The following is a 23930-nucleotide window of genomic DNA, read 5'->3' on the forward strand; positions in this document are numbered from 1 at the left end:
GTTCCCGATCAAGCCCGTTCTTATGAGGACGAGGGCTCTGAAGTATGGCGTGTATCTGGTTCGCCGCTTTGCTCTTCATGCAAGTTCACACTTTGCATGATGCGTTCGACTGCCTGGCTGGTACCGCTGAGCAGACCATTGAGCACCGCACCGCGGGCCCGTTGCAAAGCATAACCGAAAGCGTAGGCATCGGCAGAACCATGACTCTTGATAACAATACCGCGTAAACCCAAAAGGGCCGCACCGTTATGACGGCGATTATCCACCCTGTCGCGGAAACGATTCAAGACAGGACGAGCCAGCAAAGCGGACACTTTGCTCAATGGGTCACGGGTAAATTCGTCGCGCAGCATACTGCCGACCATCTTGGCCAGCCCTTCAATGGATTTAAGGACCACATTGCCCACGAAACCGTCGCACACGACCACGTTGACGGTACCTTTGCAGATATCGTCACCTTCTACGTTGCCGTAAAAATTCAGTCCGCTGGAGCGCAACAGTTCAGCCGCCTTTTTGACGACTTCGTTGCCTTTGATGACCTCTTCCCCAATATTGAGCAGACCCACGGTGGGACGCTCATGGCGATCCACAATACTGGCCAGAGCAGATCCCATAATGGCGAACTGCAACAGGTGTTCTGCGGAGCAATCCACATTGGCACCCAGATCCAGCATGATCGTGGCCCCGCCCTTTTGGTTCGGGATGGACGTGGCAATGGCTGGGCGATCAATCCCATCCAGAGTTTTGAGTACGTAGCGCGAAATTGCCATCCATGCGCCGGTATTGCCCGCAGAAATGCAGGCATCAGCTATCCCATCCTTGACGGACTGGGCAGCCACTCGCATGGAGGAGTCTTTTTTGCGGCGCAGGGCCACCTCGACCGAATCGGCCATGGTGACAACTTCGGATGCGGGAAGAATGTCGTACCAGGAGGTATCGACATTACCTTGCGCACGCAATGTTTGCTCGATGGCCTGAGGCTCGCCAACCAATAAGCAGTGCACATCCGGATAGCGCTTGGCAAAAAGCAGCGCTGCAGGGACAGTGACGGATAAACCGATATCGCCGCCCATGCAATCGATGGCAATACGTATTTTTTTGTTAGACATCAAGCATGCAACCTATGTTGCTTGCAACGACAAAGAGACTATTACTCGTCGTTCTTTGTTTTCAGCACTTTACGGCCACGGTAGATGCCGTTAGGGCTGATGTGGTGACGCAGGTGCAGTTCGCCAGTCGTAGGCTCGATAGCCGTCGAAGGACCAGTAAGCGCGTCGTGCGAACGACGCATGTTACGCCGGGACGGGCTCTTTTTATTCTGCTGAACAGCCATGATGACTCCTGTAGATGGACAACCCCGAATAAATGGGTGCAGCCCGAAAAAATTAACGAATTAGTAACAAACAATCAAGACTTCTTGAGCGAGCCCAATACGGCAAACGGGGACGGCCGCTCAAAGGCGGACTCATCCAGGTCGTCAGACTTGGCTTCCATGGACAGCGACTGCGCGTCGGGACAAACCTCATGGCGCGGCACATAAGGCACGCTAAGAATCAGCTCGTCCTCGACCAGTCCCAGGACATCCAACTGGCCTTCACACAAGATGCGATCAGGACCTTCCGTATCGTCATCATCCAGCTCAAGTTCGTCCTCGGTTGCCACAATCTGTACTTCGTTGGAAATATCGATGGGCCACTCAAAAGGCTTCACACAGCGCTGGCATTCCAAAATGACACTACCTTTGGCCTGCACATGCACAAAACGACGCCGGGCAGAATCTTCCCGACCCGACACACTCCAGTCAATGCGCAAATCGCCTTGATCGGGCAAATCGGATACCAGACGAGACAAATCTTCCACCAGCACCTGACCCGACATTTCCTGAGGGGCACGGGCTAGATTCAAGGTGTCGATATACTGTGTCGTCATAAGTATGCTTAGGGCATCAAACCACGGTTTTACCAGGATCTGGAACCGCTTGTTTGTTCTGCTTTATTTGTCGCTTTCGCTTGTTTGCTGCTTGCTTGTTTCACTGCCTTGGTATCGCTTGGGGGCTCTACCACTTTTTCTTGTACTGCTTTTTTCCTGCCCCTCGGTATTGAAGCATGTAAAGCGCAGCTGGCAAACCGCCAAGCTAGCCCACAACCATTTCAATAACGAAGAAAACATTAGATAATACCGTGCTAAGCACAAGGCAGTCAAACCAAAGCACAGCTAAAACACACTATGCGTCTCATCCTTGCATCAAGCTCAGTCTATCGCCGCGCTATGTTAGCGCGTTTGGGCTTGCCTTTCACCTGTCAGTCTCCTGACATTGATGAAACCCCACTTCCCGCAGAGGCTCCCGCCCAGCTCAGCCTGCGTCTGGCGCGTGAAAAAGCGGCCCGTATCAGCCAGCTGAACCCAGGCGCGCTCGTGATCGGCTCCGATCAGGTCGCCACATCGGGCCAGGACGCTATTGGCAAGCCTGGCGACCATGCCGGTGCGCAGAAACAACTGCGTCGCCTGAGCGGTCAAGACATCGATTTCCATAGCGCTTTATGCGTGACAGATGGCCAGGAATTTCTGTGCAGCGATATTGTTACCAATTGTCGTTTTCGCGCATTGAGTGATGAAGAAATCGAGCACTATTTGCTGCAGGAAAAACCGTATGACACCGCTGGCAGCGCCAAGGCCGAAAGCCTGGGTATTGCCCTGATGGAGTCCATGCGCTCGGACGACCCAACCGCTATCATTGGCCTGCCGCTGATCGAGCTGTGCACCATGCTGCGTCACTTTGGCTTGAACCCCTTGCGCCCCACCCTTTTGCACCCTTCCGTTTAGGACTGATACGCCATGCCCCAAGCCGCCCCTTTGCACCTGATCCCCGTAGGCTTAAGTGAGAGCCCGATCAGCGGCTGGCTACCCGCCGACGTCAAGGCTTTGACGCGCGAACTGACCGTCTTTATTGCCGAGAACGCCAAAACCGCCCGTGCTTTCCTGAAACTGGTTGAGCCCGTGGTACCTCTGCAAGAAATCACTATTCACACGCTGGACAAGCGCGGCAACAAACCCGGTGAAATGCGTGAGTGGTTGAAAACAGCCCTGCAAGGTCAAGCCATTGGTCTGGTATCGGAAGCTGGCTGCCCCGCCGTCGCCGACCCCGGTGCGCTGGTGGTTGCCATGGCCCACGAAATGAAGATCCCCGTGCGCCCTCACGTTGGCCCCTCTTCCATTTTGCTGAGCCTGATGGCCAGCGGCCTGGACGGTCAGCAGTTTGTATTCCACGGCTATGCGCCTGTAGATGGGGCCGCTCGCGCCAAGCAGCTCAAGCAATGGGAAAGCCAGTCCCAAGCTCTGAAACAAACCCAGATCCTGATCGAAACACCTTATCGCAACCAGGCCATGTACAGCACCTTGCTGCAGTCCCTCAAGCCCACAACACGCTTGTGCCTGGCTCGTGACCTGACAGGTACACGTGAATTGGTCCAGACTGCCACCATTGAACAATGGCGCGAGCGCCAGCCGCCTGCCCTGGACAAAACCCCCTGCATTTTCCTGTTTCTGGCTGGTCGTTAAGATGAAATCCCTGTCTTTTCTTACACCCGCCTTGAAGCGCAGCGTTCAGATTAGCGTACTTAGCCTGACGGCCTTATTGGCGGCCTGTGGCAGTAGCGGTCCCTTCAAACTTGATGACAGCTATAGCGCTCAGGGCCAGAACAGCCGAGTGCGTTATCTGGTCATGCACTACACCGCTGGCGACCACGCCACCTCCTTGAAGGTGCTGACGCAGCGTGATGTCAGCGCCCATTACCTGGTCAGCGACGAGCGCCGTCCCACTGTCTACCGTCTGGTTCCAGAGGAACGCCGCGCCTGGCATGCAGGTCTGGGCTCCTGGTACGGTTTCACAGACCTGAATACCGGCTCTATCGGCATCGAAATCGTTAATATGGGCCGCTTGGCAGATGGTCGCTGGGCTCCGTATACGTCCGGGCAGATTGAAGCAATCAAAGCACTGCTGAAAGACCTGGCTCAGCGCCATGGCGTGTCTGCCCGCAATATTATTGGCCACAGCGATGTTGCCCCACAACGCAAGCTGGACCCCGGCCCTCATTTCCCCTGGAAGGAACTGGCCCAAGCAGGTATAGGCCGCTGGTACAAGGAATCACAGGCCCGAGCACTGCAGGCGCAGTACGCCACGCGTCCCCTGCCCTCTGCCGCTCAAACCCAGGCCCTGCTGCGCAAAGCAGGCTACGAAACGCCTGACAGCGGCATGTTCGACAAGGCCACACAAAACGTGATCGCCGCCTTCCAGATGCACTACCGCCCAGCCCGCTACGACGGCACTTTGGATGCCGAAACAGCCGCCATTCTGCAAAGTCTGGATTGATAAAAAAACAGGTAATGGGCTTATGCTCATTACCTGTTTTGCTTAGTGCGCTGTCTTATTCAATACGGGCCAGCGGCGCAAAACCAGCAAGCCCACCAGAACCAAACCATAGACATAAACTTCCACCACATCATTTTTACCAGTACGAATCAGGTAAAAGTGCAGGATGGAAAGGACCGCCGCCAAATACACGGTTTGATGCAAGCGGCTCCAACCACGACCCAAACGTTTCTGCCAGCCATGCGTGGAGGTCAGGGTCAGGGCCAATAAAATCAGCACAGCCACTACCCCGATCGCAATCAAGGGCCGCTGCATCACGTCCTGCCACATGGACAGCCAGTCGCCCGAGCGATCCCACCAGGCCCAGGCCAAGGTATGCAAAGCTGCATAAAAAAAACTGAACAAGCCCAACATGCGGCGCCAACGCACCAAGGCGGGCTGAGCCAGCAAACGCCTTACAGGACTTAAAGCCAGGGTCAGCAGCAAGAGTACCAAGGCCCAGATCCCACTGGATCGGGTCAAAAATTCAGCTGGATTGGCACTTAGGCCATTGTTGAAACCCAACCATACCCAGCGCCCCAAGGGAAACAAGCCCAGCAAGAATACCAAGGGCTTGAGCCTATCCAACTGCGCAGCCTTCCAGGTACTCATCAGTAGTAACGCCTTAAGTCCATATCGGCATACAGACCTGCCACGTCTTCGGCATAGCCGTTAAAAGGCAAAGTCGGCTTTTTGGTGGCGAAGAATCCCGAACCGATGACACGTTCAGTGGCCTGGCTCCAGCGGGGATGCGGCACTTCCGGGTTCACATTGGCGTAAAAGCCATACTCATGCGGAGCCACCTTCATCCAGCTGGACTCGGGCATGGTGTCCGTCAAGGTGATGCGCACCAAAGACTTGGCCGATTTGAACCCATACTTCCACGGCACGATAAGCCGCACCGGCGCTCCATTCTGAACAGGCAGGCTTTTTCCGTACAGACCGGTAGCCAGCAGAGTCAAAGGATGCATGGCCTCGTCCAACCGTAGCGCCTCCACATAGGGCCAGGCCAAGATACGAGAGCGTAGACCCGGCATGGTTTCCGGGTCCGCCGCTGTTTCAAACCGAACAAAGCGGGCCGAGCCCTGGGGCGACGCCTGCTTTAGCAAGGCCGACAAGGAATAGCCCACCCAGGGCACCACCATGGACCAAGCTTCAACACAACGCAGACGATAAATACGCTCTTCCAAAGGGGCCAGCTTCAATATCTGGTCCATATCCAAGGTAAGCGGCTTGTTCACCAAACCGTCAATCTGCAAAGTCCAGGGTTCAGTCTTGAATTTCCCCGAATGGCGGGCAGGATCTTCCTTGCCCGTGCCAAACTCGTAGAAATTATTGTAGGAGGTGACATCGGACTCGCTGGTGGGCATATCGTCCAGTTTCCAGCGCTGGGAAGGCGTGAACGACAAGTCCTGCCCTACCGGGACCGCCTGAGCCCGACCCGGCAAGCTGGCCGCCAAGGCCAAGGCGCCGGGAGCCTGCAAAAGCAGGCGGCGGCGCGCCCGCCAGACCGACTCGTCGGTAATTTCAGAGGGACGTATGGGCTGCGAACGTGATTTGAACATCTCCATCTCCTGAACCTGTCTGGCAAGATGGTCGTCAAACCGGCTTGCCGCCTATTAAATCCGTGCCAATACCCAATCGCGCATTTGCGCCACATTATCAACCATGACCGTGGGCTCAGCCTTTGCCAGGGTTTGAGGATCATGCGCGCCGTAAGTGACAGCCACGCTATCCATGCCCGCATTGGCCGCCATATGAATATCGTGCACGGTGTCGCCCACCATCAAGACCTGCTCGGGCTCCAACATCAATTCGGCCAGCAATTGATGCAGCATTTCCGGGTCCGGCTTGCTGCGGGTTTCATCTGCACAACGGGTAGCATCAAAAAAAGTGCTGAGATTGACCTGCTGCAGCACTCTATCCAAACCTTGACGACTTTTACCCGTTGCCACTCCTAAGGCAATCTGGCGGCCACGAAGTTCACCCATGAAAGGCAAAATTCCGTCAAATAACTTGATATGCGGGTCACGCTGCATAAAGTGATGACGATAACGCTCCAGAAACAGCGGCATCTGCTCGGCAGTCAAATCCGGCACAGCGCGATACAAGGCGCTTTCCAGCGACAAACCAATAACCCAGCTGGCTTGCTGAATCGAGGGCACAGGCAATTGCAGATCCGCACTGGCCAACTGAATAGAACTGGCAATTGAGTACGTCGAATCCATAACTGTGCCGTCCCAATCAAACAGAACGGCGGCGTAACGCGTCATAACTACTTCTCCAAACGCTCAAGAACGGCCTGACAGGCAGCCGGCAAGGCGGCCTCCAGAACCAGAGGCTGTCCGGTGACAGGATGATTGAACTCCAGGCGCCCCGAATGCAGGAACATGCGCTTGAAGCCCTGGCGGGCGAATTGATCGCGAATGGCATCGTCGCCATACTTGTCGTCGCCCACAATCGGAAAGCCCGAATGGGCCAAATGAACCCGGATCTGGTGAGTGCGGCCGGTTTTCAGCTCCGCCTGTACCAAAGTAAAGCGACCAAAACGGCGCTGCATGGTGATGATGGTATGCGCAGGCTTGCCTGTGGGGTCAACCTTGACGCGCCGCTCCCCGCTTTCGGTCAGCCAGCGCAGCAAGGGGAAACGGATATGCTGGCGATCGTTCACCCAATCGCCCTGCACCAGCGCCCAATAAAATTTGCGAGCACGGATTTCGCGGAACATATCGTGCAAACCAACCAGGGCAGCACGACGCTTGGCGATAATCAGCAAACCGGAGGTATCCCGGTCCAGACGGTGGGCCAGCTCCAGAAAGGGCTCCTGAGGACGGGCAGCACGCAACTGCTCGATGACACCAAAAGACACACCACTGCCACCATGCACGGCAACACCAGCAGGCTTGTCGATGACCATCAGGTGCTCGTCCTCGAACACCACCGGGAAAACGGCAGCGGGAACATGACGCGGCTGCTCGGGCTCGGGCAGGCGCAGCGGCGGAATGCGCACCATATCGCCGTCCTGCAAACGATAGTCACTGCTGATACGGCCTTTATTCACGCGCACCTGACCGCCACGGATCGCTTTGTAAATGTGGCTTTTTGGCACCCCTTTACATTCACGTAACAAAAAATTATCTATACGCTGACCTGCCCGCGTTTCATCAATGCGTAATATTCGCACTTGAGGGGCTGATCTTTGTGATTCATGAGGTTTGCACATAACAAAAAGGGGCATATAATCGCTTCAGCCTATGGAAGCTGAGACTGGGTCCAGCGTAGAGATGCAAAGGGTGCGTCTCCGTTGGATGACCAAGGACTGATAATTGTATCCTTGAGTTCCAGCTTCCGGGTCATAAGGTCGCCGGGGTGAGTCCGAAATAGCGAAAGTCGTGTGGCAAGAAGGCCCGCTTTCCAAGAGATGTTTTCCTCCCGCGTGCGGCGCTGAATTCCTGCACAGATTGTCCCGCTCTTTTGCACCAGCCGCATGATTTATGCGGCTGCCGTTCCCCCAGCAATTTTATATTCGTCAAACACACACCGTGACTCTGACCCCCCTGCTGATTGAACTTCGCGCTTTGGCGCGACTCGTGCCTCCCAGACTATAAGCCGGTAGGCCGATTTTGCCTGCCTGCACCAAACTGATGCAGCTATAGCGCTACACACCTGTGACCCGCGGTCGTGCGCCGATATTTCGGTGCTCCATGACAACGGAGATCCACACTCATGAAACGCATGTTGTTCAATGCGACGCATCAAGAAGAACTACGCGTCGCCATTGTCGACGGTCAAAAACTGATTGACCTCGACATCGAAACAGCCGGGCGCGAACAGCGCAAAGGCAATATCTACAAAGGGGTCATCACCCGCATCGAACCCGGCCTGGAAGCCTGCTTCGTCAGCTACGGTGAGGAGCGTCACGGCTTTCTGCCATTCAAGGAAGTAGCTCGCAGCTACTTCAAGGAAGGGGTTGATGTACGCAGCGCCCGCATCCAGGACGCCCTGGTTGAAGGCCAGGAACTGATCATCCAGGTTGAAAAAGAAGAGCGTGGCAACAAGGGCGCTGCCCTGACCACCTTCATTTCCCTGGCAGGCCGCTATCTGGTTCTGATGCCCAACAACCCCCGTGGGGGTGGCGTATCGCGCCGCGTTGAAGGCGAAGACCGCCAGGAACTGCGCGAAGCCATGGACCAGCTGGACATCCCGCAGGGCATGAGCATCATCGCCCGCACCGCAGGTATCGGCCGCAGCGTCGAAGAGCTGCAGTGGGACCTGAACTACCTGATGCAGTTGTGGACCGCCATTGACGGCGCAGCCCGCGACAATGCAGCCCCCATCCTGATTTATCTGGAATCCAGCCTGGTTATCCGGGCAATCCGTGATTACTTCTCGCCCGATATTGGCGAAATCCTGATCGACACGGACGAGATTCACGAGCAGGCCGCCGCTTTCATGAGCGTGGTCATGCCCGACAATCTGCATCGCGTAAAGATGTACCGCGATGACATCCCGCTGTTCTCGCGCTTTCAGATCGAACACCAGATCGAAACCGCCTACTCGCGTACCGTGCAATTGCCTTCGGGCGGTGCTGTCGTTATCGACCACACCGAGGCCCTGGTTGCCATTGACGTGAACTCGGCCCGCTCCACACGTGGTGCCGACATTGAAGAAACCGCCCTGCGCACCAACCAGGAAGCCGCCGACGAAGTGGCCCGCCAGTTGCGTTTGCGTGACTTGGGTGGCCTGATTGTTATCGACTTTATCGATATGGAAGACAGCAAGAACCAGCGTGCTGTCGAACAACGCCTGCGCGATGCCCTGCACCTGGACCGTGCTCGCGTCCAGATGGGCAAGATCTCGCGCTTTGGTCTGATGGAACTGTCCCGTCAGCGCCTGCGCCCTGCCCTGAATGAAGGCTCCCACATTACTTGCCCACGATGCACCGGCACTGGCGTCATTCGCGATGCCGAATCCAGCGCTCTGCATGTACTGCGTCTGCTGCAAGAAGAAGCCATGAAAGAAGGCACGGCCGCCCTGCACGCTCAGGTGCCGGTGGATGTGGCTACCTTCCTGCTGAACGAAAAACGCGCTGACATCACCAAGATCGAATCGCGCCTGAACATTGCCCTGATCCTGATTCCGAACAAGAATCTGGAAACCCCGCACCACATCATCGAGCGCCTGCGCCACGACGACCCACGCCTGGATGAACTGCGCAGCAGCTACGAGCTGGTCCAGCAGCCTGAGCAGCAAGACAGCCTGGTGCCGCACCGCAGCCACGAAATCAAGCCTCGTCCAGAAGCCCTGGTCAAGAGCACCACACCGGCCCAGCCAGCTCCCATGAGCAAGCCTGCTGCTGCCGCCGCAGCCGCCAGCGCCGCTGCTAGCGACAACAAACCCGGCCTGCTCAAGCGCCTGCTGAACTGGTTGTCCGGCGCACCTGCCGAACCCGTGGCCGAGACCACCAAATCCGAAGGCAGCAAATCCTCCTCTGGCCGCCGCCAAGGTCGTCCCGGCCAATCCAATAGTGGCCGTGGCCAAGGTGGTCGTGGCCGTCGCCAGTCCAACCGCCCGGAAGCGGCTCAGGAAGAAAAAGCCAGCACGGAAAGCACCGGGGGGAATACCCGTGGTCGCCGCCGTAACGCCTCAGCAGGTAACGAATCTGCTCTGGAAACTCCACAAAGCGCCAACACGACGCCCGCCACTGCCGACGAAGGCAGCAGCAACAGCCGCAACCCACGCAACCGCCGTGGCCGTGGCCGTCAACGCCGTGAAGAAGGCAGCGCAGAAAACGTCGAGCTGAACAAAGACGTCGCCAGCACAGAAGCCCAGCCCGAACAGGCTGCTGCCGCAGCGGCCAGCGTGGCCGCAGTTGCTGCCGTGGCCGCCACCAAGCAAGAAGCGCAAAACCGCGCTGAACAGCTGGCCGAGGCCGACAGCGCTGATACCAGCGACAACTCGGATGCCGAAACCGACGAGAACAGCGAAAACGGCGCTCTGGACCCAGAGCGCAAACGTCGCCGTCGTCGTAGCCGTCGTGGTCGTCGCAACACCGACGCCAACGCCGTAGCCGAGAACGAAGAGAACAACGAAGAAGGCAATACCGGCGCCTACGTTGCTCACGAAACACCTAGCTTCAACCCCGCTGCCCTGGATGCCCAGGAACAAGCTGCCGCCCAAACCGCAGCAGCCGAGCCTGAACAGCCACAAGCAGCCGTAGAGGCACCTGCAGCCCAAGAAGCCGCTCCTGTCGCCGTAGAGGCCTCTGAAGAAGCCCCTGCCGCTGCTCAAGCCGCACAACAAGCTGAAGAAGTCGCTACGACCCCGGTAAACGCTGTTGAAACCGCTCCAGCCCAGGAAGAAGTAGCCACTCCAGCCGTTCAGGCCGAAGTTGCTCCAGAAGCTCCAGCCGCAGAAGAAACCGTTGCTCCTGTGCAAGCAGAAGCTGCCGCCGAACCTGCCAAAGCAGAAGTGACCGAAGCTCAAGCTGAAGCTGTAGAAACAGCCGCAGCGCCCGCAGAAACGCAAGCCGCAGCAGAAACCCCAGCCGTTGAAGCCGCTCCAGTGGAAACTGCAGCCGTAGAAACCGCTACTGCCCAGGAAGAAGTTGCTGCTCCAGCCGCTCAGGCCGAGGTAGCGCCAGAAGCTCCTGCCGCTGAAGAAGCTGTTGCTCCTGCGCAAGCAGAAGTTGCTGCCGAACCAGCCAAAGCAGAAGCCACCGAAGCTCAAGCTGAAGCCGTGGAGACAACTGCTACTCCCGCAGAAGCACAACCTGCAGTTGAAGCCCCGGCCGTTGAAGCCACTCCAGTGGAAACCACAGCCGTAGAGATTCGCGTTGAGACTCAAACGACTGCAGCTGAAAAAGCCCCTGCTGCCGAACAAGCACAGAAGCCCGCAGCCGCCCCTCTGGAAGCCGTACTGAACGCAGCGGGCATCGAACTAGTGGAAACCGTTCGCTCGGCAACACAGGACGACTACCAGCCCGCACCAGTGCGCCTGGGTCGCCCACGCAAGCAACGTGCTGCAGAAACCGAGAACAGCGAGCCGCTGCAACAGGTCGAAACGCAGTAAACAGCAAGACTAGAAACGCCGCCCTTTGGGGCGGCGTTTTTTTTCCTCTCGTATCCATAAAGAGTAGCCATCTAGGCTCCTTCTCCCTCTTCTTGAGCCCTCTGCGATATTCCTTTTTTGTTGGTGTGGGGAGTACGACTCTGGGGCGAGTCAGGGACTTGGCCGCGGGCTATTGAACAATCCAGGGTGCAAGCCCAGTGCTGTTCGAGCCAGACGCTTGTACTTGGTCCGGGGGACCAAGTACCTGGCGAGTTCACTGGGCGCCTGGATTGTTCAATAGCCAAGGGTACCCGTGCGCAGCACGGGCCAAGGCCCCGCCCCAGGGCCGTACTCCCCACACCAAGAAAACCAAGCCAATCTCGCCCTGAGATCTCCACCCAGAAGCCTATGCTTCAATAGCACAAACCTCTCCACCCAAAAAAACATCAGCCCAAAAAAAACGCCACCTAAACCCAGGTGGCGTTCTTCTTTAGCAATTCCTTGGCAATCAAGAATGCCGCGACACAGCCTCAGCAGGCTGACGAGTCAGCAAAGCCAGCAACTCGGCCAGCTCACGCTGCAGCTCGCGACGATCAACCACCATATCGATAGCGCCCTTCTCCAGCAAGAACTCGGCACGCTGGAAGCCTTCAGGCAGCTTTTCGCGCACAGTCTGCTCAATCACGCGAGGGCCGGCAAAACCGATCAAGGCATTAGGCTCGGCAATCACCACATCGCCCATAAAAGCGAAACTGGCCGACACACCACCCATGGTGGGGTCAGTCAAAATGCTGATAAACGGCAAACCCGCATCCGACAATTCAGCCAAAATAGCCGTCGTCTTGGCCATCTGCATCAGAGAGAACAAGCTCTCCTGCATACGCGCACCACCCGAAGCGGCCACGCAAATAAAAGGACTACGGTTGGCAATAGCCGCCTGCACACCACGTGTGAAACGCTCGCCTACCACGGAACCCATGGAACCGGCCATGTATTCAAACTCGAAGCAGGCCACTACGGCAGGCACAGACAGAATCGTGCCGCTCATGACCACCATGGCTTCAGTTTCGCCCGTCTGCTTGGCCGCCTCGGAAACGCGCTCGGTGTACTTGCGCGAATCGCGGAACTTCAAGGGGTCCATAGGACGGGTGTTGGAACCAATCTCGGTCTGGCCTTCGGGGTCCAGCAAGGACTTGATCCGGGCACGAGCACCAATGCGCATGTGATGGCTGCATTTGGGGCAGACATTCAAGGTGGCCTGGAGATCTTCCTTGTAGAGCACAGACTCACACGACGGACATTTCACCCACAGCCCTTCGGGAACGCGACGGCTGCTTTCGGGGTTACGGTTAATTCGCGGCGGGAGTATTTTCTCGATCCAGCTCATTGTTAGATCCTGTTTTCGCCTGGCCGGCACCCGGCCCACCAAGCTCTTTATTCTGAAAAAAAGCGCCTGTTCCTAAAGAACAGGCAGATGATTCTATACGCGGAATAGGTATTTAGGCTAATTATCCAGTGCCTGACGTATCTGTGCGAGCCATTGGCTGGCTGCTGCAACCGCAGCCGCATCCATATCCTTTTGCTCTTTGCCAGCGTTCTCCTGCACAGCCTGTTCCATGGTCTGGATCAGCTTGGAGCCAATGACAACTGCATCCGCACTACGGGAAATAGCTTTGGCGCTTTGCGCGTCCCGAATCCCGAAACCCACTCCGACCGGAATTTTGACGTGCTGACGAATACGCTGCAAGTGGTGTTCCACATCAGCCACATCAATCTGGGCCGAACCGGTCACACCTTTCAGGGACACATAATACACATAGCCCTGCGCCAAAGCGGCTACCTTGGCAATACGCTCGTCCGTGGACGTAGGCGAGAGCAGGAAAATAGTATCCACGCCCTGCTCGGTCAGCAAACGGGTGAAATCCTCGGACTCCTCAGGTGGGTAGTCCACCGTCAGCACACCGTCCACACCCGCCTTGCCTGCCATGACAGCAAATTCAGCCTGACCGATACGCTCAATAGGATTGGCGTAACCCATCAGAACAACCGGCGTTTCCTCGTCGATCAAGCGAAACTGCTGCACAATCTCCAGCACTTTACGCAAGCCCACACCACGGCTGATGGCACGTTCAGCCGCTTGCTGAATCACCGGGCCATCGGCAGTGGGATCAGAAAACGGTACACCCAATTCAATGACATCTGCCCCGGCCTGACGCAAGGCATGCATCAAGGCCACGGTAGCGGGCACCGAAGGGTCTCCGGCCGTAATATAAGGCACCAGGGCACAGCGCCCGTTCAAACCTTCAAACGTCTTTTTCAGACGCACATTACTCGACATATCCGTTCCCGATTGCTTACAGAGTCAAGCCGCCGTACTCGGCGACCGTGTGCATGTCCTTATCACCGCGACCGGACAAACTGACCAGGATGATTTTATCCTTGGGCAAAGTCGGGGCAATGCGAGCCGCATGCGCCAGCGCGTGCGAGGACTCCAGCGCGGGCATGATGCCTTCGATGCGGCAGCAATCGTGAAACGCTTTCAGGGCGTCTTCATCGGTGCAGGTGGCGTATTGCGCACGGCCACAATCTTTCAGCCAGGCGTGCTCGGGACCCACACCGGGGTAATCCAGGCCAGCCGACACCGAGTGCGTAGGCATGACGTTACCGTCATCGTCCTGCAGCACATAGGTACGGTTACCGTGCAGCACACCCACCATGCCCTTGTTCAGGGAAGCCGAGTGCTCCAGCGTATCCAGACCGCGGCCAGCCGCTTCCACTCCGATCAGCTCCACATCCTTGTGCTCGATGTAGGGGTAGAAAATGCCCATGGCATTGGAACCACCACCCACCGACGCCAAAACGTAGTCCGGCTGACGACCGGCGTCCTGAGGCATTTGCTCCACGCACTCGTCACCGATCACGCATTGGAAGTCGCGCACCATCATCGGGTAAGGATGAGGTCCAGCCACCGTACCAATAATGTAGAAGGTATTGCTGATATTGGTGACCCAGTCGCGCATGGCTTCGTTCAGCGCATCTTTCAGCGTGCGCGAACCGGATTCCACAGGAACGACCGTCGCACCCAGCAACTTCATACGGTACACATTGGAAGCCTGACGGCGTACGTCTTCGCTACCCATGTAGACCACACACTCCAGACCATAGCGGGCGGCGACCGTAGCCGTTGCCACGCCGTGCTGGCCTGCACCGGTTTCAGCAATAATACGGGGCTTGCCCATGCGGCGAGCCAGCAGAATCTGACCGATACAGTTGTTGATCTTGTGTGCGCCAGTGTGATTGAGATCTTCGCGCTTGAACCAGATCTGAGCTCCACCTAGTTGCTCCGACCATCGACGGGCATGGTACACGGGGCTGGGACGACCGACAAAATGCTTGAGTTCGTAGTGAAACTCGCGCAGAAACTCAGGATCGTTCCGATACTGTTCGTAGGCTGCTTTCAACTCGTCCAGGGCGTGGACCAGCGTTTCAGCGACAAACGAACCACCAAACTGACCAAAATGTCCATCCGGGTCGGGCAAGGTATAGGTTTTCAAAGCTCGCTCTCTTGATTGACAAGAACAATCGCGGGCACAACGCCCGCGAGGTTTAGGTTTACCGATTTTAGCAGTTCAGGACGAGTAGCGGCGGGCGCTGACGCCCGATAACTCGTTCAAGGCCGCTAAAGCCTTTTGAATTTGCTCGCCATCACGCACTTCAATAGTAAATATCATGCGCGTCAACGAGCGGCGACTCAAGGTGTTGATACCCGTTACGTTCAAACGCAGGCGGGCAAACACCTCAGAGAGATCACGCAAGAGGCTGGGATGCTCCTGAGCCTCAATGGCCAGATCCACGGGATACTGAGTATCCCCCGTATCGCCCCAATCGACGCTAATAGCCCTTTCAGGTTGTCGATCAGCCAGTTCCTGGTAGGACTTGCAGTCGGCACGGTGTATGGACACTCCCCGGCCACGAGTCACAAAACCGGCGATCAGATCAGGGGGTGCGGGACGGCAGCAACGGGCCAGTTGCGTCATTAGCGAATCCACACCCACCACCAGCACGCCGCTTTTCCCGGTCTTGGAAACACTTTCCCGGGCCGCATCAAACACACGCTGTACGGGCTCTTCCTCCTGCACATCTTCACGGAACAAGGCATCCACCTGGCGCAGGCTGAATTCATCCTTGGCCACGGCAACATACAGGTCATCTGCCTTGGCAAAGCCAAGCTGTTGCGCCATCTGCTCCAGGTTCACAGCCGTACGACCCAGCCGTTGCAACTCTTTTTCGACCATGCTCTGGCCTTGGGAGATGCGCTGCTGCAATTCAATCGCGTTGAACCAGGCGCGCACCTTGGAGCGCGAGCGTGGGCTGGCCAAAAAGCCCAACTGCACGTTCAGCCAGTCACGCGATGGACCGCCGGATTTAGCCGCCACAATCTCTACCGTCTGACCAGTCGACAAGCGCGTGGACAAAGGCACCATCTGCCCATCAACCCGCGCACCCCGGCAACGATGGCCCAGATCGGTATGCAGGTAGTAGGCAAAGTCCACCGGCGTCGCCCCCACAGGCAGCTCGATAACCCGAGCCTGCGGCGTCAGCACATAAATATGTTCGTCTTCCTGAGCCTTCAAAGGCCTGCCAACAGCCGGTTTCTTGCTGGCAACGGGCTCTACTACCTTTTCGGAAGCCGAATCTTTGCTGCTGTCTGCTTGCAGGCCAGGCTCGGTAGCGTTCGAGGTGGACGCCTCCCTGTCCCAGGCCAGCAATTGACGCATCCAGGCGATCTTTCTATCGTCCTCACCATCGGCCACCTGCTGTCCGCCTTGGGCTCCAGCCTCCTTGTAGCGCCAGTGGGCAGCCATCCCGTATTCCGCGAACTGGTGCATGTCGCGCGTGCGGATCTGAATTTCATAGCAGCGCCCCTGTGCATCCGCAATAACGGTATGCAGGGAGCGGTAGCCATTGGGCTTGGGCCGGGAGATGTAATCGTCAAACTCCTCGGGCACCGGCGTCCACAGCGAATGCACCACCGCCAGGGTGTGGTAGCAGCTGCGCTCGTCATCAACAATGACACGCAAGGCGCGCAGATCAAACAACTGATCGAAATCCAGATGCTTGTTGCGCATCTTGTTCCAGATACTGAAGATATGCTTGGGCCGGCCTGAAACCTCAGCCACGATATGCTCGCGTTTCAAGGCTGCCAGCAGTTGGTCGCGCACCTGACTGATCAGGGTTTCGCGCTCTACGCGCTTGTCTTCCAGCTTACTGGCAATATTCTTGTAGACCTCGGGATTCAGAAAGCGAAAGGCCAGATCTTCCATTTCCCACTTGATCTGCCAAATCCCCAAACGATTCGCCAAGGGCGTATAAAGCTCCAGCGTTTCACGCGCAAACTCGACCGGGCAGACGGTCTTGGACTGCCGATACCAGCGCAAGGACTGCAGGCGCGACGCCAGACGCATCATCACAATGCGCAAGTCAGCGGCCATCGCCAGCAGCATCTTGCGCTTCATTTCCTTTTGATCGCCCCCGCCTGTCTGCTCCTTGGCCTGACCTGTCAACGAGCCCAGACGGTACAAGGCGCGTGAGCCACGTACCAGCGTCATGACTTCGGCACCAAAGGCTTTCTGAACCGGGTCCTGCTTGACCTCCGGCCCAGGAGCAGGAGTGACGGCCAGCAAGGCGCTGGCACGGGTTTGAGCGTCCACACCCAAGCCAGCCAAAATAAGCGCGACCTGAGCGCAATGGCTGTCCAAGGGTTCGCCGGTACTTCCGGCCAGATCCAGCAAAATAGGCCCCGCCCAGTCGGCAGCCGCCTGCAATAGCGTACGCCCTGCTTCATCCAGTCCGTGGCTGGCTTGCGCGAACCATTGAGGATTGAAGGCCGACTCGGCCATAGGGGGAGAAGCGGTGTGATTCATGTGGATTACGTCGATGTGGCCACTCAGCGCTGAAGTGGCTCTCTATACTGTAGACGCTAGTCTATCACCGCGAGTAAGAGCTTATGAGTCTGAACACATGCCGCCAGCTTCTGTTGATTTGGCACTCCCGTACCGGCGCCGCCCGTCAACTGGCCGAACAGGCCGAGGAAGGCGCGCTGCAGGTCCTCAAAGAACTGGGCGAGACAGAGCAGGTCTGTATCAAACGCTTGCATTGTGATCAGGTGCAAGCACAGGATTTGCGCGATTCCCACGCCTATTTGTTCTGCGCGCCCGAGAATCTGGGCAGTCTGAGCGGTGCCATGAAAGAATGTCTGGACCGGAACTATTACGAGGTGCTGGATCAACTCAACGGGCGTCCTTATTCCGCCCTGATCAGTGCGGGTAGCGACGGACAAGGTGCGCAACGGCAACTGGAGCGGATTTGTACGGGCTGGCGGCTGGAGCTGGCCGCCCCCATCCGTATCTTCAATTTTCACGCCCAGACGCCAGAAGCCATTCTGGCTCCCAAGACCTTGAGTGAAGAGCAAATTGCCCAGGCTCGGGAAGCCGGTGGGCATCTGGCGGCACTGCTGTGTCTATGAAAAAGCCCTTTGCGTGTGCAAAGGGCTTTGATTCAAACTTTTAGTGCTATAGCTTTATCGCTTTAAAACGATGCCGCCCGTCTGAAATCACGAGCATCACTGACTACGATGCCCTTAGCTCCCCTACCCAAGCAGCATTTGCCTCAAGCAGCAAGGACCTCAAGAAGGGAAGCCTCAAGCTCTAAGCCGGAGGCAGCTGAAAAACCTGCCGCAAGTAAGCCAGATACGCCGGATCATCACACATGGTCTTTTCAGGCGCATCCGAGACTTTCGCCACGGGCTGGCCATTGCAACGCACCATCTTCATGACAATCTGCAAGGGCTCATGGCCCAGGTCATTGGTCAGGTTGGTGCCTATCCCGAAAGACACCTTGCAGCGGCCTGCAAAACGCAGGGCCAGCTCAATGGCTTTGGGTATGGTCAAACCGTCAGAGAACACCAAGGTCTTGGTACGTGGATCGGTACGGTTGGCCTGATAGTGCGCCAGCAAGCGCTCGCCCCAAATGAATGGGTCACCCGAGTCATGGCGAGCACCGTCAAACAGCTTGCAGAAGTACATGTCAAAGTCGCGCAGGAAGGCATCCATGCCGTAGACATCCGACAAGGCAATACCCAAGTCACCGCGATACTCTTTGGCCCACACTTCCAGAGCAAAAATCTGCGAGTCACGCAAACGGGGGCCCAGAGCCTGACAAGCCTGCAAGTATTCGTGCCCCATCGTGCCCAGCGGCGTCACCCCATACTTCATGGCCAGCCAGACGTTACTGGTGCCCGCAAAGTGCGGCTTCATCTGCTCGATCATGGTAGTGACCACTTCTTCGTGCCACTGCTTGGAAAAGCGGCGGCGCGTACCGTAGTCAGCCACACGAAAGTCGCTCAGGGCCGGATCATCCACCACCAGCCGCATCTTGGACTGCAGACGCTCGCGCCCTTCTGCCCATGGCGGCTGCGGACATTCGTTGCGAAAGTAAACCTCGTTCACAATGGCCAGCACCGGGATCTCGAACAGGATCGTGTGCAGCCAGGGCCCCTGAACCGAAATTTCGATCTCGCCGGGCACATCACCGGCCTGCACCTGAATGCAGCGCTCGGGCAGGTGGAACAGGCCCAGAAAATCGACGAAGTCGCTTTTGATAAAGCGCAGGCTACGCAAATAATCCAGCTCGGCGTCTGAAAAACGCAACTGGCACAGTGCGTGAATTTCCGCCCGAATCTCGTCCAGGTACTGGCTCAAATTAATATTGGGAGTACGGCACTTATAGCGATACTCCACGTGCGCAGCCGGGAAATGATGCAAAACAACCTGCATCATGGAAAACTTGTACAGGTCAGTATCAAGTAAAGAGGTAATGATCATCACAAACCTACCGATTTTGATTGCGCAACCATAGCACGGGCGCCAGTTCTTGCGTACAGCTATCTAGCAGGTGAGCTATTGCGCCATCTCAATAAGCAAGAAGCTGAATATTCGTTAAAATCGAAAGATTCGATTTAAATCCCATTTTTATCGTTCAGGCCCTGTGCGTTGTCGCGCACCCCATCCACGGCCCTTTGCCGTGACTGACCGCCTTAGCGATACCGCAGGAGTGTTACTGAAATGACCCACGTCGTCACCGAAAACTGTATCAAGTGCAAATTCACCGATTGTGTGGATGTGTGCCCCGTCGACTGTTTTCGTGAAGGCCCGAACTTTCTGGTGATTGACCCGGACGAGTGCATTGACTGCGCCGTCTGTATTCCCGAATGCCCGGCCAATGCCATTTTTGCTGAAGAAGATGTGCCGCAGGATCAAGTTCCCTTCATCGAACTGAACGCAGAACTGACGCCTATTTTTGCCAGCATCAACCGCTCCAAGAAACCGCTGGAAGATGCGGACGACTGGAACGGTGTGGAGAACAAACTACAGTATCTGGAGCGCTAAGCCCTTCGCTCGCTCTATAGAAGTCCGACCCGGTGGCTGCGTTCCTATCCAGCCACTCTTGCGCCCAATCTCGCCTTTTGATAAAAAACTTGCCGCACTGCAGCAAGGGAAAATCCCAAGTACAGAGGAACGGTAAACGTCGTATTGTTTCCCACAGGAATAAGCATATACATTCCTCTGTATCAAATTAGGCAACACCAAGGCGCACATTATGCTTTACGATCTGCACGAACTTCAGCGGTCCTTTCTGGCCCCGCTGGCTGCCTTTACCGGCACCAGCTCCCAATGGTTCTCCAACCCATACAGTCCACTGGCCTACACGCCCCTGTCGCGCCAACTGGCGGCGGCCTCTGAACTGGTACACCGTATCGGCAAGGATTACGAAAAGCCAGCCTGGGGGCTGAACGAAACCCGGATCGACGGCCAGACCGTTGCCGTGCGCGAGGTCGAACACCTGAGCAAGCCCTTCTGCAAGTTGATCCACTTCGAGCGTGATCACCCCAAAGCCGCTCAGGACCCCACAATTTTGCTGGTAGCCCCTTTGTCCGGCCACCACGCCACCTTGCTGCGTGAAACCGTACGTGCGCTGTTGCCCGATCACTCCGTCTATGTCACCGACTGGATTGATGCCCGCATGGTGCCCCGTTCGGCCGGCCCCTTCCATCTGGACGATTACGTTCTGTATGTACAGGAGTTCATCCAGGCGCTGGGCTCGAAGGTGCACGTCATGTCGGTTTGCCAACCCACAGTGCCAGTACTGGCTGCCGTCTCGCTAATGGCAACCCGCCGCTCGGCCGTGATGCCGCGCAGCATGATCATGATGGGTGGTCCCATCGACACGCGTCAGTCGCCTACGGAAGTGAACCGTCTGGCCACGACCAAGTCCTACTCCTGGTTTGAAAACAACCTGATTCATCGCGTGCCCACCAAGTACCCCGGTGCTCACCGTCGCGTGTACCCCGGCTTTTTGCAGCATGCCGGCTTTGTGGCCATGAATCCGGATCGTCACGTCAGCTCGCACTACGATTTTTATCAGCACCTGATCAAGGGTGATGATGACGACGCACAAGCACACCGCCGTTTCTACGACGAATACAATGCCGTGCTGGATATGCCCGCCGAGTTCTATCTGGACACGATCCGCATTGTGTTCCAGGAGCACCGCCTGCCCAAGGGCCAATGGCACGTGCATGGCGAACAGGTTCGTCCACAAGATATTGATGGCGTAGCCTTGTTCACCATTGAAGGCGAACTGGACGATATTTCCGGCCAGGGCCAGACCCATTCGGCTCAAGCGCTGTGCGCAAAAATTGCCCCTGAACTCAAGCAACAATTCACCGCACCCAACTGTGGGCATTACGGGATTTTCTCCGGAAGTCGCTGGCGCACGCTGATCTGTCCTAAAATCAGGGACTTCATCCGTCAGCACAACTGATATTTGGCTTAGGCCGTTTCTGACGGGGCCAGATGGCCCCGTTTTTGCATTCATGTCCGACACCTTAATACGGCGCATTGACGCCCTGCTCCCTCAAACCCAGTGCACCCGCTGTGGTTACGACGCCTGTCTGCCCTATGCCCAAGCCATCGCGCTTGAGGGCGAGGCCATCAACCGCTGCCCGCCAGGCGGGCAGGAAGGCGTACAAGCCCTGGCCGAGCTGCTGGGTCGTGAGGCCCTGCCCCTGGATCCGTCCTGTGGCGAATTCACCGGCCCCAGTCGGGCGGTGATTATCGAAGAACACTGTATTGGTTGCACCTTGTGCATCCAGGCCTGTCCGGTGGACGCCATTATTGGCGCCAACAAGCTGATGCATACCGTGCTGGCCGATCGCTGCACGGGCTGTGAGCTCTGTGTACCACCCTGTCCGGTGGACTGCATCAGCATGGTGCCCACCGACGACTGGAGCGCCGAACAGGCCGCTCAAGCACGCCTGGATACCGAACAGCGCCGGGAGCGCCTGCTGAATCGCCACAAGGAAAGCTCGGACCTGGCGGCCCGTACCCTGGCCAATAAACCCGTTCTGGCCAATGATGCCGATCAGGCTGATAAACGCGAGGCATCCATCGCCTCTGCCCTGGCTCGCGCCCGTGCCCGCCGTGCCAGCAAGACTGCAAGCGGAACCACACCATGAACGCTGCCAAGCGCTACGAGATTTTCAGTCGTTTTCAGGCTGCCAACCCCAAACCCACCACCGAACTGGAATACGCTGACACCTTTCAGCTGCTGATTGCCGTGATTTTGTCGGCCCAGGCCACTGATCGCTCCGTGAACCTGGCCACAGCCCGATTCTTTCCCGAGCATGGCACGCCCGAAGGAATTCTGGCCATGGGTGAAGAAGGCTTGCGCGAGGCCATCAAGACCATCGGTCTGTACAAGACCAAGGCCGCCAATGTCATCAAGACCTGTCAGATGCTGCTGGACTTGCATCAAGGCAAGGTTCCCTGTGATCGCGCCGCTCTGGAAGCGCTTCCCGGTGTAGGTCGTAAAACTGCCAACGTGGTCTTGAACACCGCGTTTGGCCTGCCCACCATTGCGGTAGACACACATATTTTCCGTGTAGCGAACCGCACCGGCATTGCGCCCGGCAAGAACGTGGTCGAAGTGGAAAAGAAGCTGGAGAAAGTCATACCCAAGCCTTTTTTGCTGGACGCCCACCACTGGCTGATTTTGCATGGCCGCTACATTTGTGTAGCCCGCAAGCCCAAGTGCCCCCAGTGCGGCATCTCGGATTTATGCGACTTCAAACCGAAAACCGTTAACACTTAAGTAACACATACCCGGTTTAACAACATTTGTTTACCAAACAGTGCATTAAACCGGACCATCCTATGACAAACCCGCATAGTTTTGCTTCGTCGGCGCTTCCATACTGAAACGCATGAAGGACTCTGCCTATAGTTTGCTGGCGATGGAATCACCGCGGTAAGAGGCAAAGGACGCGTAACGGGTTCCTGCGCCGACCAGCCAACGTACAGGCCCATATTGACGACTCACGACAAGGAGCGTTCTCATGACACGGGCTGCCCTGGATATTGAGAATCTGTACGCCTGGCACCGAGAGTTCCCGCTCTTGCGCGGTTTGAATTTGCAGGTCGCTTCCGGCGAAATCTGCACTGTCTTGAGCCGCAACCGGGCCGGCCGCAGCGCCATGCTACGCGCCATCGTGGGTTTAACGGATAGCCGCCGCGGCTCCATCCGTATCCAAGGCACCGAAGCCATTCACCTGAACCAGCATCAGCTGGCAGATCTGGGCGTGGGCTACAGCCCCTACGAACAAAGTATTTTTACCGGCTTGAGCTGCGAGGAAAATCTCCTGCTGCCACCTGCCATAGGCACAGCCCTGGGTGGTGGAATGTCGCTGGTACAAATCTATGAACTATTGCCCAGTCTGGAGCAGCGTCGCCACCATATGGCTACCCACCTGTCTACTGGGGAACAAAAGATACTGGCGATTGCGCGCTTGCTGCGCACGGGTGTGAATCTGCTGCTTCTGGACAAGGTATCCGAGGGCTTGGCCCCGGTGCAGGCCCAGACACTGAGCAAGTTGATCTGCACGCTGCGCAATGAGGGCTACACCATTGTGCTGGCCGAACAATGCCCGCAGTTCTCGGCAGAGTTCAGCGATCAGTTTCATGTGCTGGAACAAGGGCAAATTATCGAGCGATTCAGCCGCAACGAATTAAGCCATAAATACGAAGCCCTGCACGCACTCCTGAATGTATGAGCACTTGATTCGCCAAGCTCCAAACCTGCGTCTTCCCCCTGCTTGTCCTTGCCTGGAAGGCAGGTACAGGATCCCAATAAACAGGCATCCCAAAAAGTGGAAAAATGCCCAGAAATAACCGGACGGGTTCCAAGGCTTTCCATTTCCGGGCTGTTACCAGGTGATGCTAAAAACAGACATAGCGGCCAAATTGGCCCCGCATGAATTCTGCTTACTTGATCTACAACAAGGTCAGGCGGCCAACTACCTCTGAAGCTTGCTTTGGATCAAATCCGCAGGCCCAGCCCTCATGCACTCTGTAGG

At 56.8% G+C, this 23930-nt stretch carries 22 protein-coding genes; 10 read left to right on the forward strand and 12 right to left on the reverse strand.

Annotated elements, in window-relative coordinates:
• Positions 1-20: 20 nt before the first annotated feature.
• From plsX to D0C27_RS18300, 3 genes are all read right to left on the reverse strand, one after another.
• The gene (plsX, locus tag D0C27_RS18290; RefSeq protein WP_009456590.1) at positions 21-1109 is read right to left on the reverse strand and encodes a phosphate acyltransferase PlsX; all 1089 of its coding nucleotides are present in this window, start codon (positions 1107-1109) and stop codon (positions 21-23) included.
• A gap of 41 nt (positions 1110-1150) precedes the next feature.
• A complete protein-coding gene (rpmF, locus tag D0C27_RS18295) occupies positions 1151-1333 on the reverse strand; it encodes a 50S ribosomal protein L32 (protein ID WP_003800968.1) in 183 nt (60 codons plus the stop codon).
• 74 nt (positions 1334-1407) lie between these two features.
• A complete protein-coding gene (locus D0C27_RS18300) occupies positions 1408-1929 on the reverse strand; it encodes a YceD family protein (RefSeq protein WP_009456592.1) in 522 nt (173 codons plus the stop codon).
• Between the two features lie 339 nt (positions 1930-2268).
• On the opposite strand from D0C27_RS18300, the gene D0C27_RS18305 reads away from it, so the two are divergent.
• Genes D0C27_RS18305 through D0C27_RS18315 form a run of 3 tightly spaced genes read left to right on the forward strand, consistent with a single transcriptional unit; the run spans position 2269 to position 4369 of the window.
• Positions 2269-2823 (forward strand): Maf family protein, encoded by a 555-nt coding sequence (locus D0C27_RS18305; protein WP_240688277.1) that lies wholly within the window; start codon positions 2269-2271, stop codon positions 2821-2823.
• Between the two features lie 12 nt (positions 2824-2835).
• Complete coding sequence (locus D0C27_RS18310; protein WP_137431422.1) at positions 2836-3558, forward strand: SAM-dependent methyltransferase; 723 nt, start codon at positions 2836-2838, stop codon at positions 3556-3558.
• Between the two features lies 1 nt (position 3559).
• Positions 3560-4369, forward strand: a complete 810-nt coding sequence (locus tag D0C27_RS18315) for a peptidoglycan recognition protein family protein (protein WP_137431423.1) — start codon at positions 3560-3562, stop codon at positions 4367-4369.
• A 42-nt stretch (positions 4370-4411) separates the two neighbouring features.
• Here D0C27_RS18315 and D0C27_RS18320 read toward each other — a convergent pair whose 3' ends face one another.
• Genes D0C27_RS18320 through D0C27_RS18335 form a run of 4 tightly spaced genes read right to left on the reverse strand, consistent with a single transcriptional unit; the run spans position 4412 to position 7646 of the window.
• A complete protein-coding gene (locus D0C27_RS18320; RefSeq protein ID WP_115633916.1) occupies positions 4412-5020 on the reverse strand; it encodes a sulfite oxidase heme-binding subunit YedZ in 609 nt (202 codons plus the stop codon).
• Entirely contained in the window at positions 5020-5973 is a 954-nt protein-coding gene (gene msrP, locus D0C27_RS18325) for a protein-methionine-sulfoxide reductase catalytic subunit MsrP (RefSeq protein WP_026483107.1), read from the reverse strand. Before msrP ends, D0C27_RS18320 begins: the two co-directional genes overlap by 1 nt.
• 54 nt (positions 5974-6027) lie before the next feature.
• Positions 6028-6681: an HAD family hydrolase gene (locus D0C27_RS18330; RefSeq protein ID WP_009456607.1), complete on the reverse strand. Its 654-nt coding sequence runs from the start codon at positions 6679-6681 to the stop codon at positions 6028-6030.
• 2 nt (positions 6682-6683) lie between these two features.
• Entirely contained in the window at positions 6684-7646 is a 963-nt protein-coding gene (locus D0C27_RS18335) for an RluA family pseudouridine synthase (protein ID WP_264180248.1), read from the reverse strand.
• A gap of 488 nt (positions 7647-8134) precedes the next feature.
• Between D0C27_RS18335 and D0C27_RS18340 the strand changes: the two genes are divergently transcribed.
• Positions 8135-11479, forward strand: coding sequence for an Rne/Rng family ribonuclease (locus D0C27_RS18340; protein WP_137431424.1), 3345 nt, complete (start codon positions 8135-8137; stop codon positions 11477-11479).
• Between the two features lie 487 nt (positions 11480-11966).
• Here the strand turns inward: D0C27_RS18340 and accD are convergent, their stop codons facing one another.
• From accD to D0C27_RS18360, 4 genes are all read right to left on the reverse strand, one after another.
• Complete coding sequence (gene accD / locus D0C27_RS18345) at positions 11967-12845, reverse strand: acetyl-CoA carboxylase, carboxyltransferase subunit beta (protein ID WP_035272491.1); 879 nt, start codon at positions 12843-12845, stop codon at positions 11967-11969.
• Positions 12846-12962: 117 nt separating this feature from the next.
• On the reverse strand, positions 12963-13796 hold the full coding sequence (trpA, locus tag D0C27_RS18350; RefSeq protein WP_009456611.1) for a tryptophan synthase subunit alpha: 834 nt from the start codon (positions 13794-13796) through the stop codon (positions 12963-12965).
• Positions 13797-13812: 16 nt separating this feature from the next.
• Entirely contained in the window at positions 13813-15012 is a 1200-nt protein-coding gene (gene trpB, locus D0C27_RS18355) for a tryptophan synthase subunit beta (protein ID WP_009456612.1), read from the reverse strand.
• Positions 15013-15087: 75 nt separating this feature from the next.
• Positions 15088-17382, reverse strand: coding sequence for a RelA/SpoT family protein (locus D0C27_RS18360; RefSeq protein ID WP_115633918.1), 2295 nt, complete (start codon positions 17380-17382; stop codon positions 15088-15090).
• Between the two features lie 83 nt (positions 17383-17465).
• Between D0C27_RS18360 and D0C27_RS18365 the strand changes: the two genes are divergently transcribed.
• Positions 17466-17984: a flavodoxin family protein gene (locus D0C27_RS18365; protein ID WP_021446876.1), complete on the forward strand. Its 519-nt coding sequence runs from the start codon at positions 17466-17468 to the stop codon at positions 17982-17984.
• Positions 17985-18165: 181 nt separating this feature from the next.
• Here the strand turns inward: D0C27_RS18365 and pncB are convergent, their stop codons facing one another.
• Positions 18166-19341, reverse strand: a complete 1176-nt coding sequence (pncB, locus tag D0C27_RS18370; RefSeq protein ID WP_035272486.1) for a nicotinate phosphoribosyltransferase — start codon at positions 19339-19341, stop codon at positions 18166-18168.
• Between the two features lie 240 nt (positions 19342-19581).
• On the opposite strand from pncB, the gene fdxA reads away from it, so the two are divergent.
• The 5 genes from fdxA (at position 19582) to D0C27_RS18395 (ending at position 23627) form a co-directional block, all read left to right on the forward strand.
• A complete protein-coding gene (gene fdxA / locus D0C27_RS18375) occupies positions 19582-19905 on the forward strand; it encodes a ferredoxin FdxA (protein WP_009456619.1) in 324 nt (107 codons plus the stop codon).
• 211 nt (positions 19906-20116) lie between these two features.
• Positions 20117-21340, forward strand: coding sequence for a polyhydroxyalkanoate depolymerase (locus tag D0C27_RS18380; protein ID WP_009456621.1), 1224 nt, complete (start codon positions 20117-20119; stop codon positions 21338-21340).
• A gap of 52 nt (positions 21341-21392) precedes the next feature.
• Positions 21393-22034 carry an RnfABCDGE type electron transport complex subunit B gene (locus D0C27_RS18385; protein ID WP_009456623.1) on the forward strand — a complete coding sequence of 214 codons (642 nt, stop codon included), beginning with the start codon at positions 21393-21395 and terminating at the stop codon, positions 22032-22034.
• Complete coding sequence (gene nth / locus D0C27_RS18390; protein ID WP_026483118.1) at positions 22031-22669, forward strand: endonuclease III; 639 nt, start codon at positions 22031-22033, stop codon at positions 22667-22669. Before D0C27_RS18385 ends, nth begins: the two co-directional genes overlap by 4 nt.
• 244 nt (positions 22670-22913) lie before the next feature.
• Positions 22914-23627, forward strand: a complete 714-nt coding sequence (locus D0C27_RS18395; RefSeq protein WP_035272484.1) for an ATP-binding cassette domain-containing protein — start codon at positions 22914-22916, stop codon at positions 23625-23627.
• The last annotated feature ends 303 nt before the right edge of the window (positions 23628-23930 follow it).

Source organism: Alcaligenes faecalis (genome assembly GCF_005311025.1).
Classification (GTDB): Bacteria; Pseudomonadota; Gammaproteobacteria; order Burkholderiales; family Burkholderiaceae_B; genus Alcaligenes; species Alcaligenes phenolicus.

Excerpts from the sequence above, each read along its gene's own strand:
- nth (WP_026483118.1), top strand. The coding sequence starts at position 22,031 with ATGAACGCTGCCAAGCGCTACGAGATTTTCAGTCGTTTTCAGGCTGCC.
- plsX (WP_009456590.1), bottom strand. The coding sequence starts at position 1,109 with ATGTCTAACAAAAAAATACGTATTGCCATCGATTGCATGGGCGGCGAT.
- D0C27_RS18300 (WP_009456592.1), bottom strand. The coding sequence starts at position 1,929 with ATGACGACACAGTATATCGACACCTTGAATCTAGCCCGTGCCCCTCAG.
- D0C27_RS18395 (WP_035272484.1), top strand. The coding sequence starts at position 22,914 with ATGACACGGGCTGCCCTGGATATTGAGAATCTGTACGCCTGGCACCGA.
- msrP (WP_026483107.1), bottom strand. The coding sequence starts at position 5,973 with ATGTTCAAATCACGTTCGCAGCCCATACGTCCCTCTGAAATTACCGAC.
- D0C27_RS18380 (WP_009456621.1), top strand. The coding sequence starts at position 20,117 with ATGCTTTACGATCTGCACGAACTTCAGCGGTCCTTTCTGGCCCCGCTG.
- D0C27_RS18315 (WP_137431423.1), top strand. The coding sequence starts at position 3,560 with ATGAAATCCCTGTCTTTTCTTACACCCGCCTTGAAGCGCAGCGTTCAG.
- fdxA (WP_009456619.1), top strand. The coding sequence starts at position 19,582 with ATGACCCACGTCGTCACCGAAAACTGTATCAAGTGCAAATTCACCGAT.
- accD (WP_035272491.1), bottom strand. The coding sequence starts at position 12,845 with ATGAGCTGGATCGAGAAAATACTCCCGCCGCGAATTAACCGTAACCCC.
- pncB (WP_035272486.1), bottom strand. The coding sequence starts at position 19,341 with ATGATCATTACCTCTTTACTTGATACTGACCTGTACAAGTTTTCCATG.
- D0C27_RS18305 (WP_240688277.1), top strand. The coding sequence starts at position 2,269 with ATGTTAGCGCGTTTGGGCTTGCCTTTCACCTGTCAGTCTCCTGACATT.
- D0C27_RS18385 (WP_009456623.1), top strand. The coding sequence starts at position 21,393 with ATGTCCGACACCTTAATACGGCGCATTGACGCCCTGCTCCCTCAAACC.
- D0C27_RS18320 (WP_115633916.1), bottom strand. The coding sequence starts at position 5,020 with ATGAGTACCTGGAAGGCTGCGCAGTTGGATAGGCTCAAGCCCTTGGTA.
- D0C27_RS18360 (WP_115633918.1), bottom strand. The coding sequence starts at position 17,382 with ATGAATCACACCGCTTCTCCCCCTATGGCCGAGTCGGCCTTCAATCCT.
- D0C27_RS18335 (WP_264180248.1), bottom strand. The coding sequence starts at position 7,646 with ATGCCCCTTTTTGTTATGTGCAAACCTCATGAATCACAAAGATCAGCC.
- D0C27_RS18340 (WP_137431424.1), top strand. The coding sequence starts at position 8,135 with ATGAAACGCATGTTGTTCAATGCGACGCATCAAGAAGAACTACGCGTC.
- D0C27_RS18310 (WP_137431422.1), top strand. The coding sequence starts at position 2,836 with ATGCCCCAAGCCGCCCCTTTGCACCTGATCCCCGTAGGCTTAAGTGAG.
- rpmF (WP_003800968.1), bottom strand. The coding sequence starts at position 1,333 with ATGGCTGTTCAGCAGAATAAAAAGAGCCCGTCCCGGCGTAACATGCGT.
- trpA (WP_009456611.1), bottom strand. The coding sequence starts at position 13,796 with ATGTCGAGTAATGTGCGTCTGAAAAAGACGTTTGAAGGTTTGAACGGG.
- D0C27_RS18365 (WP_021446876.1), top strand. The coding sequence starts at position 17,466 with ATGAGTCTGAACACATGCCGCCAGCTTCTGTTGATTTGGCACTCCCGT.
- D0C27_RS18330 (WP_009456607.1), bottom strand. The coding sequence starts at position 6,681 with ATGACGCGTTACGCCGCCGTTCTGTTTGATTGGGACGGCACAGTTATG.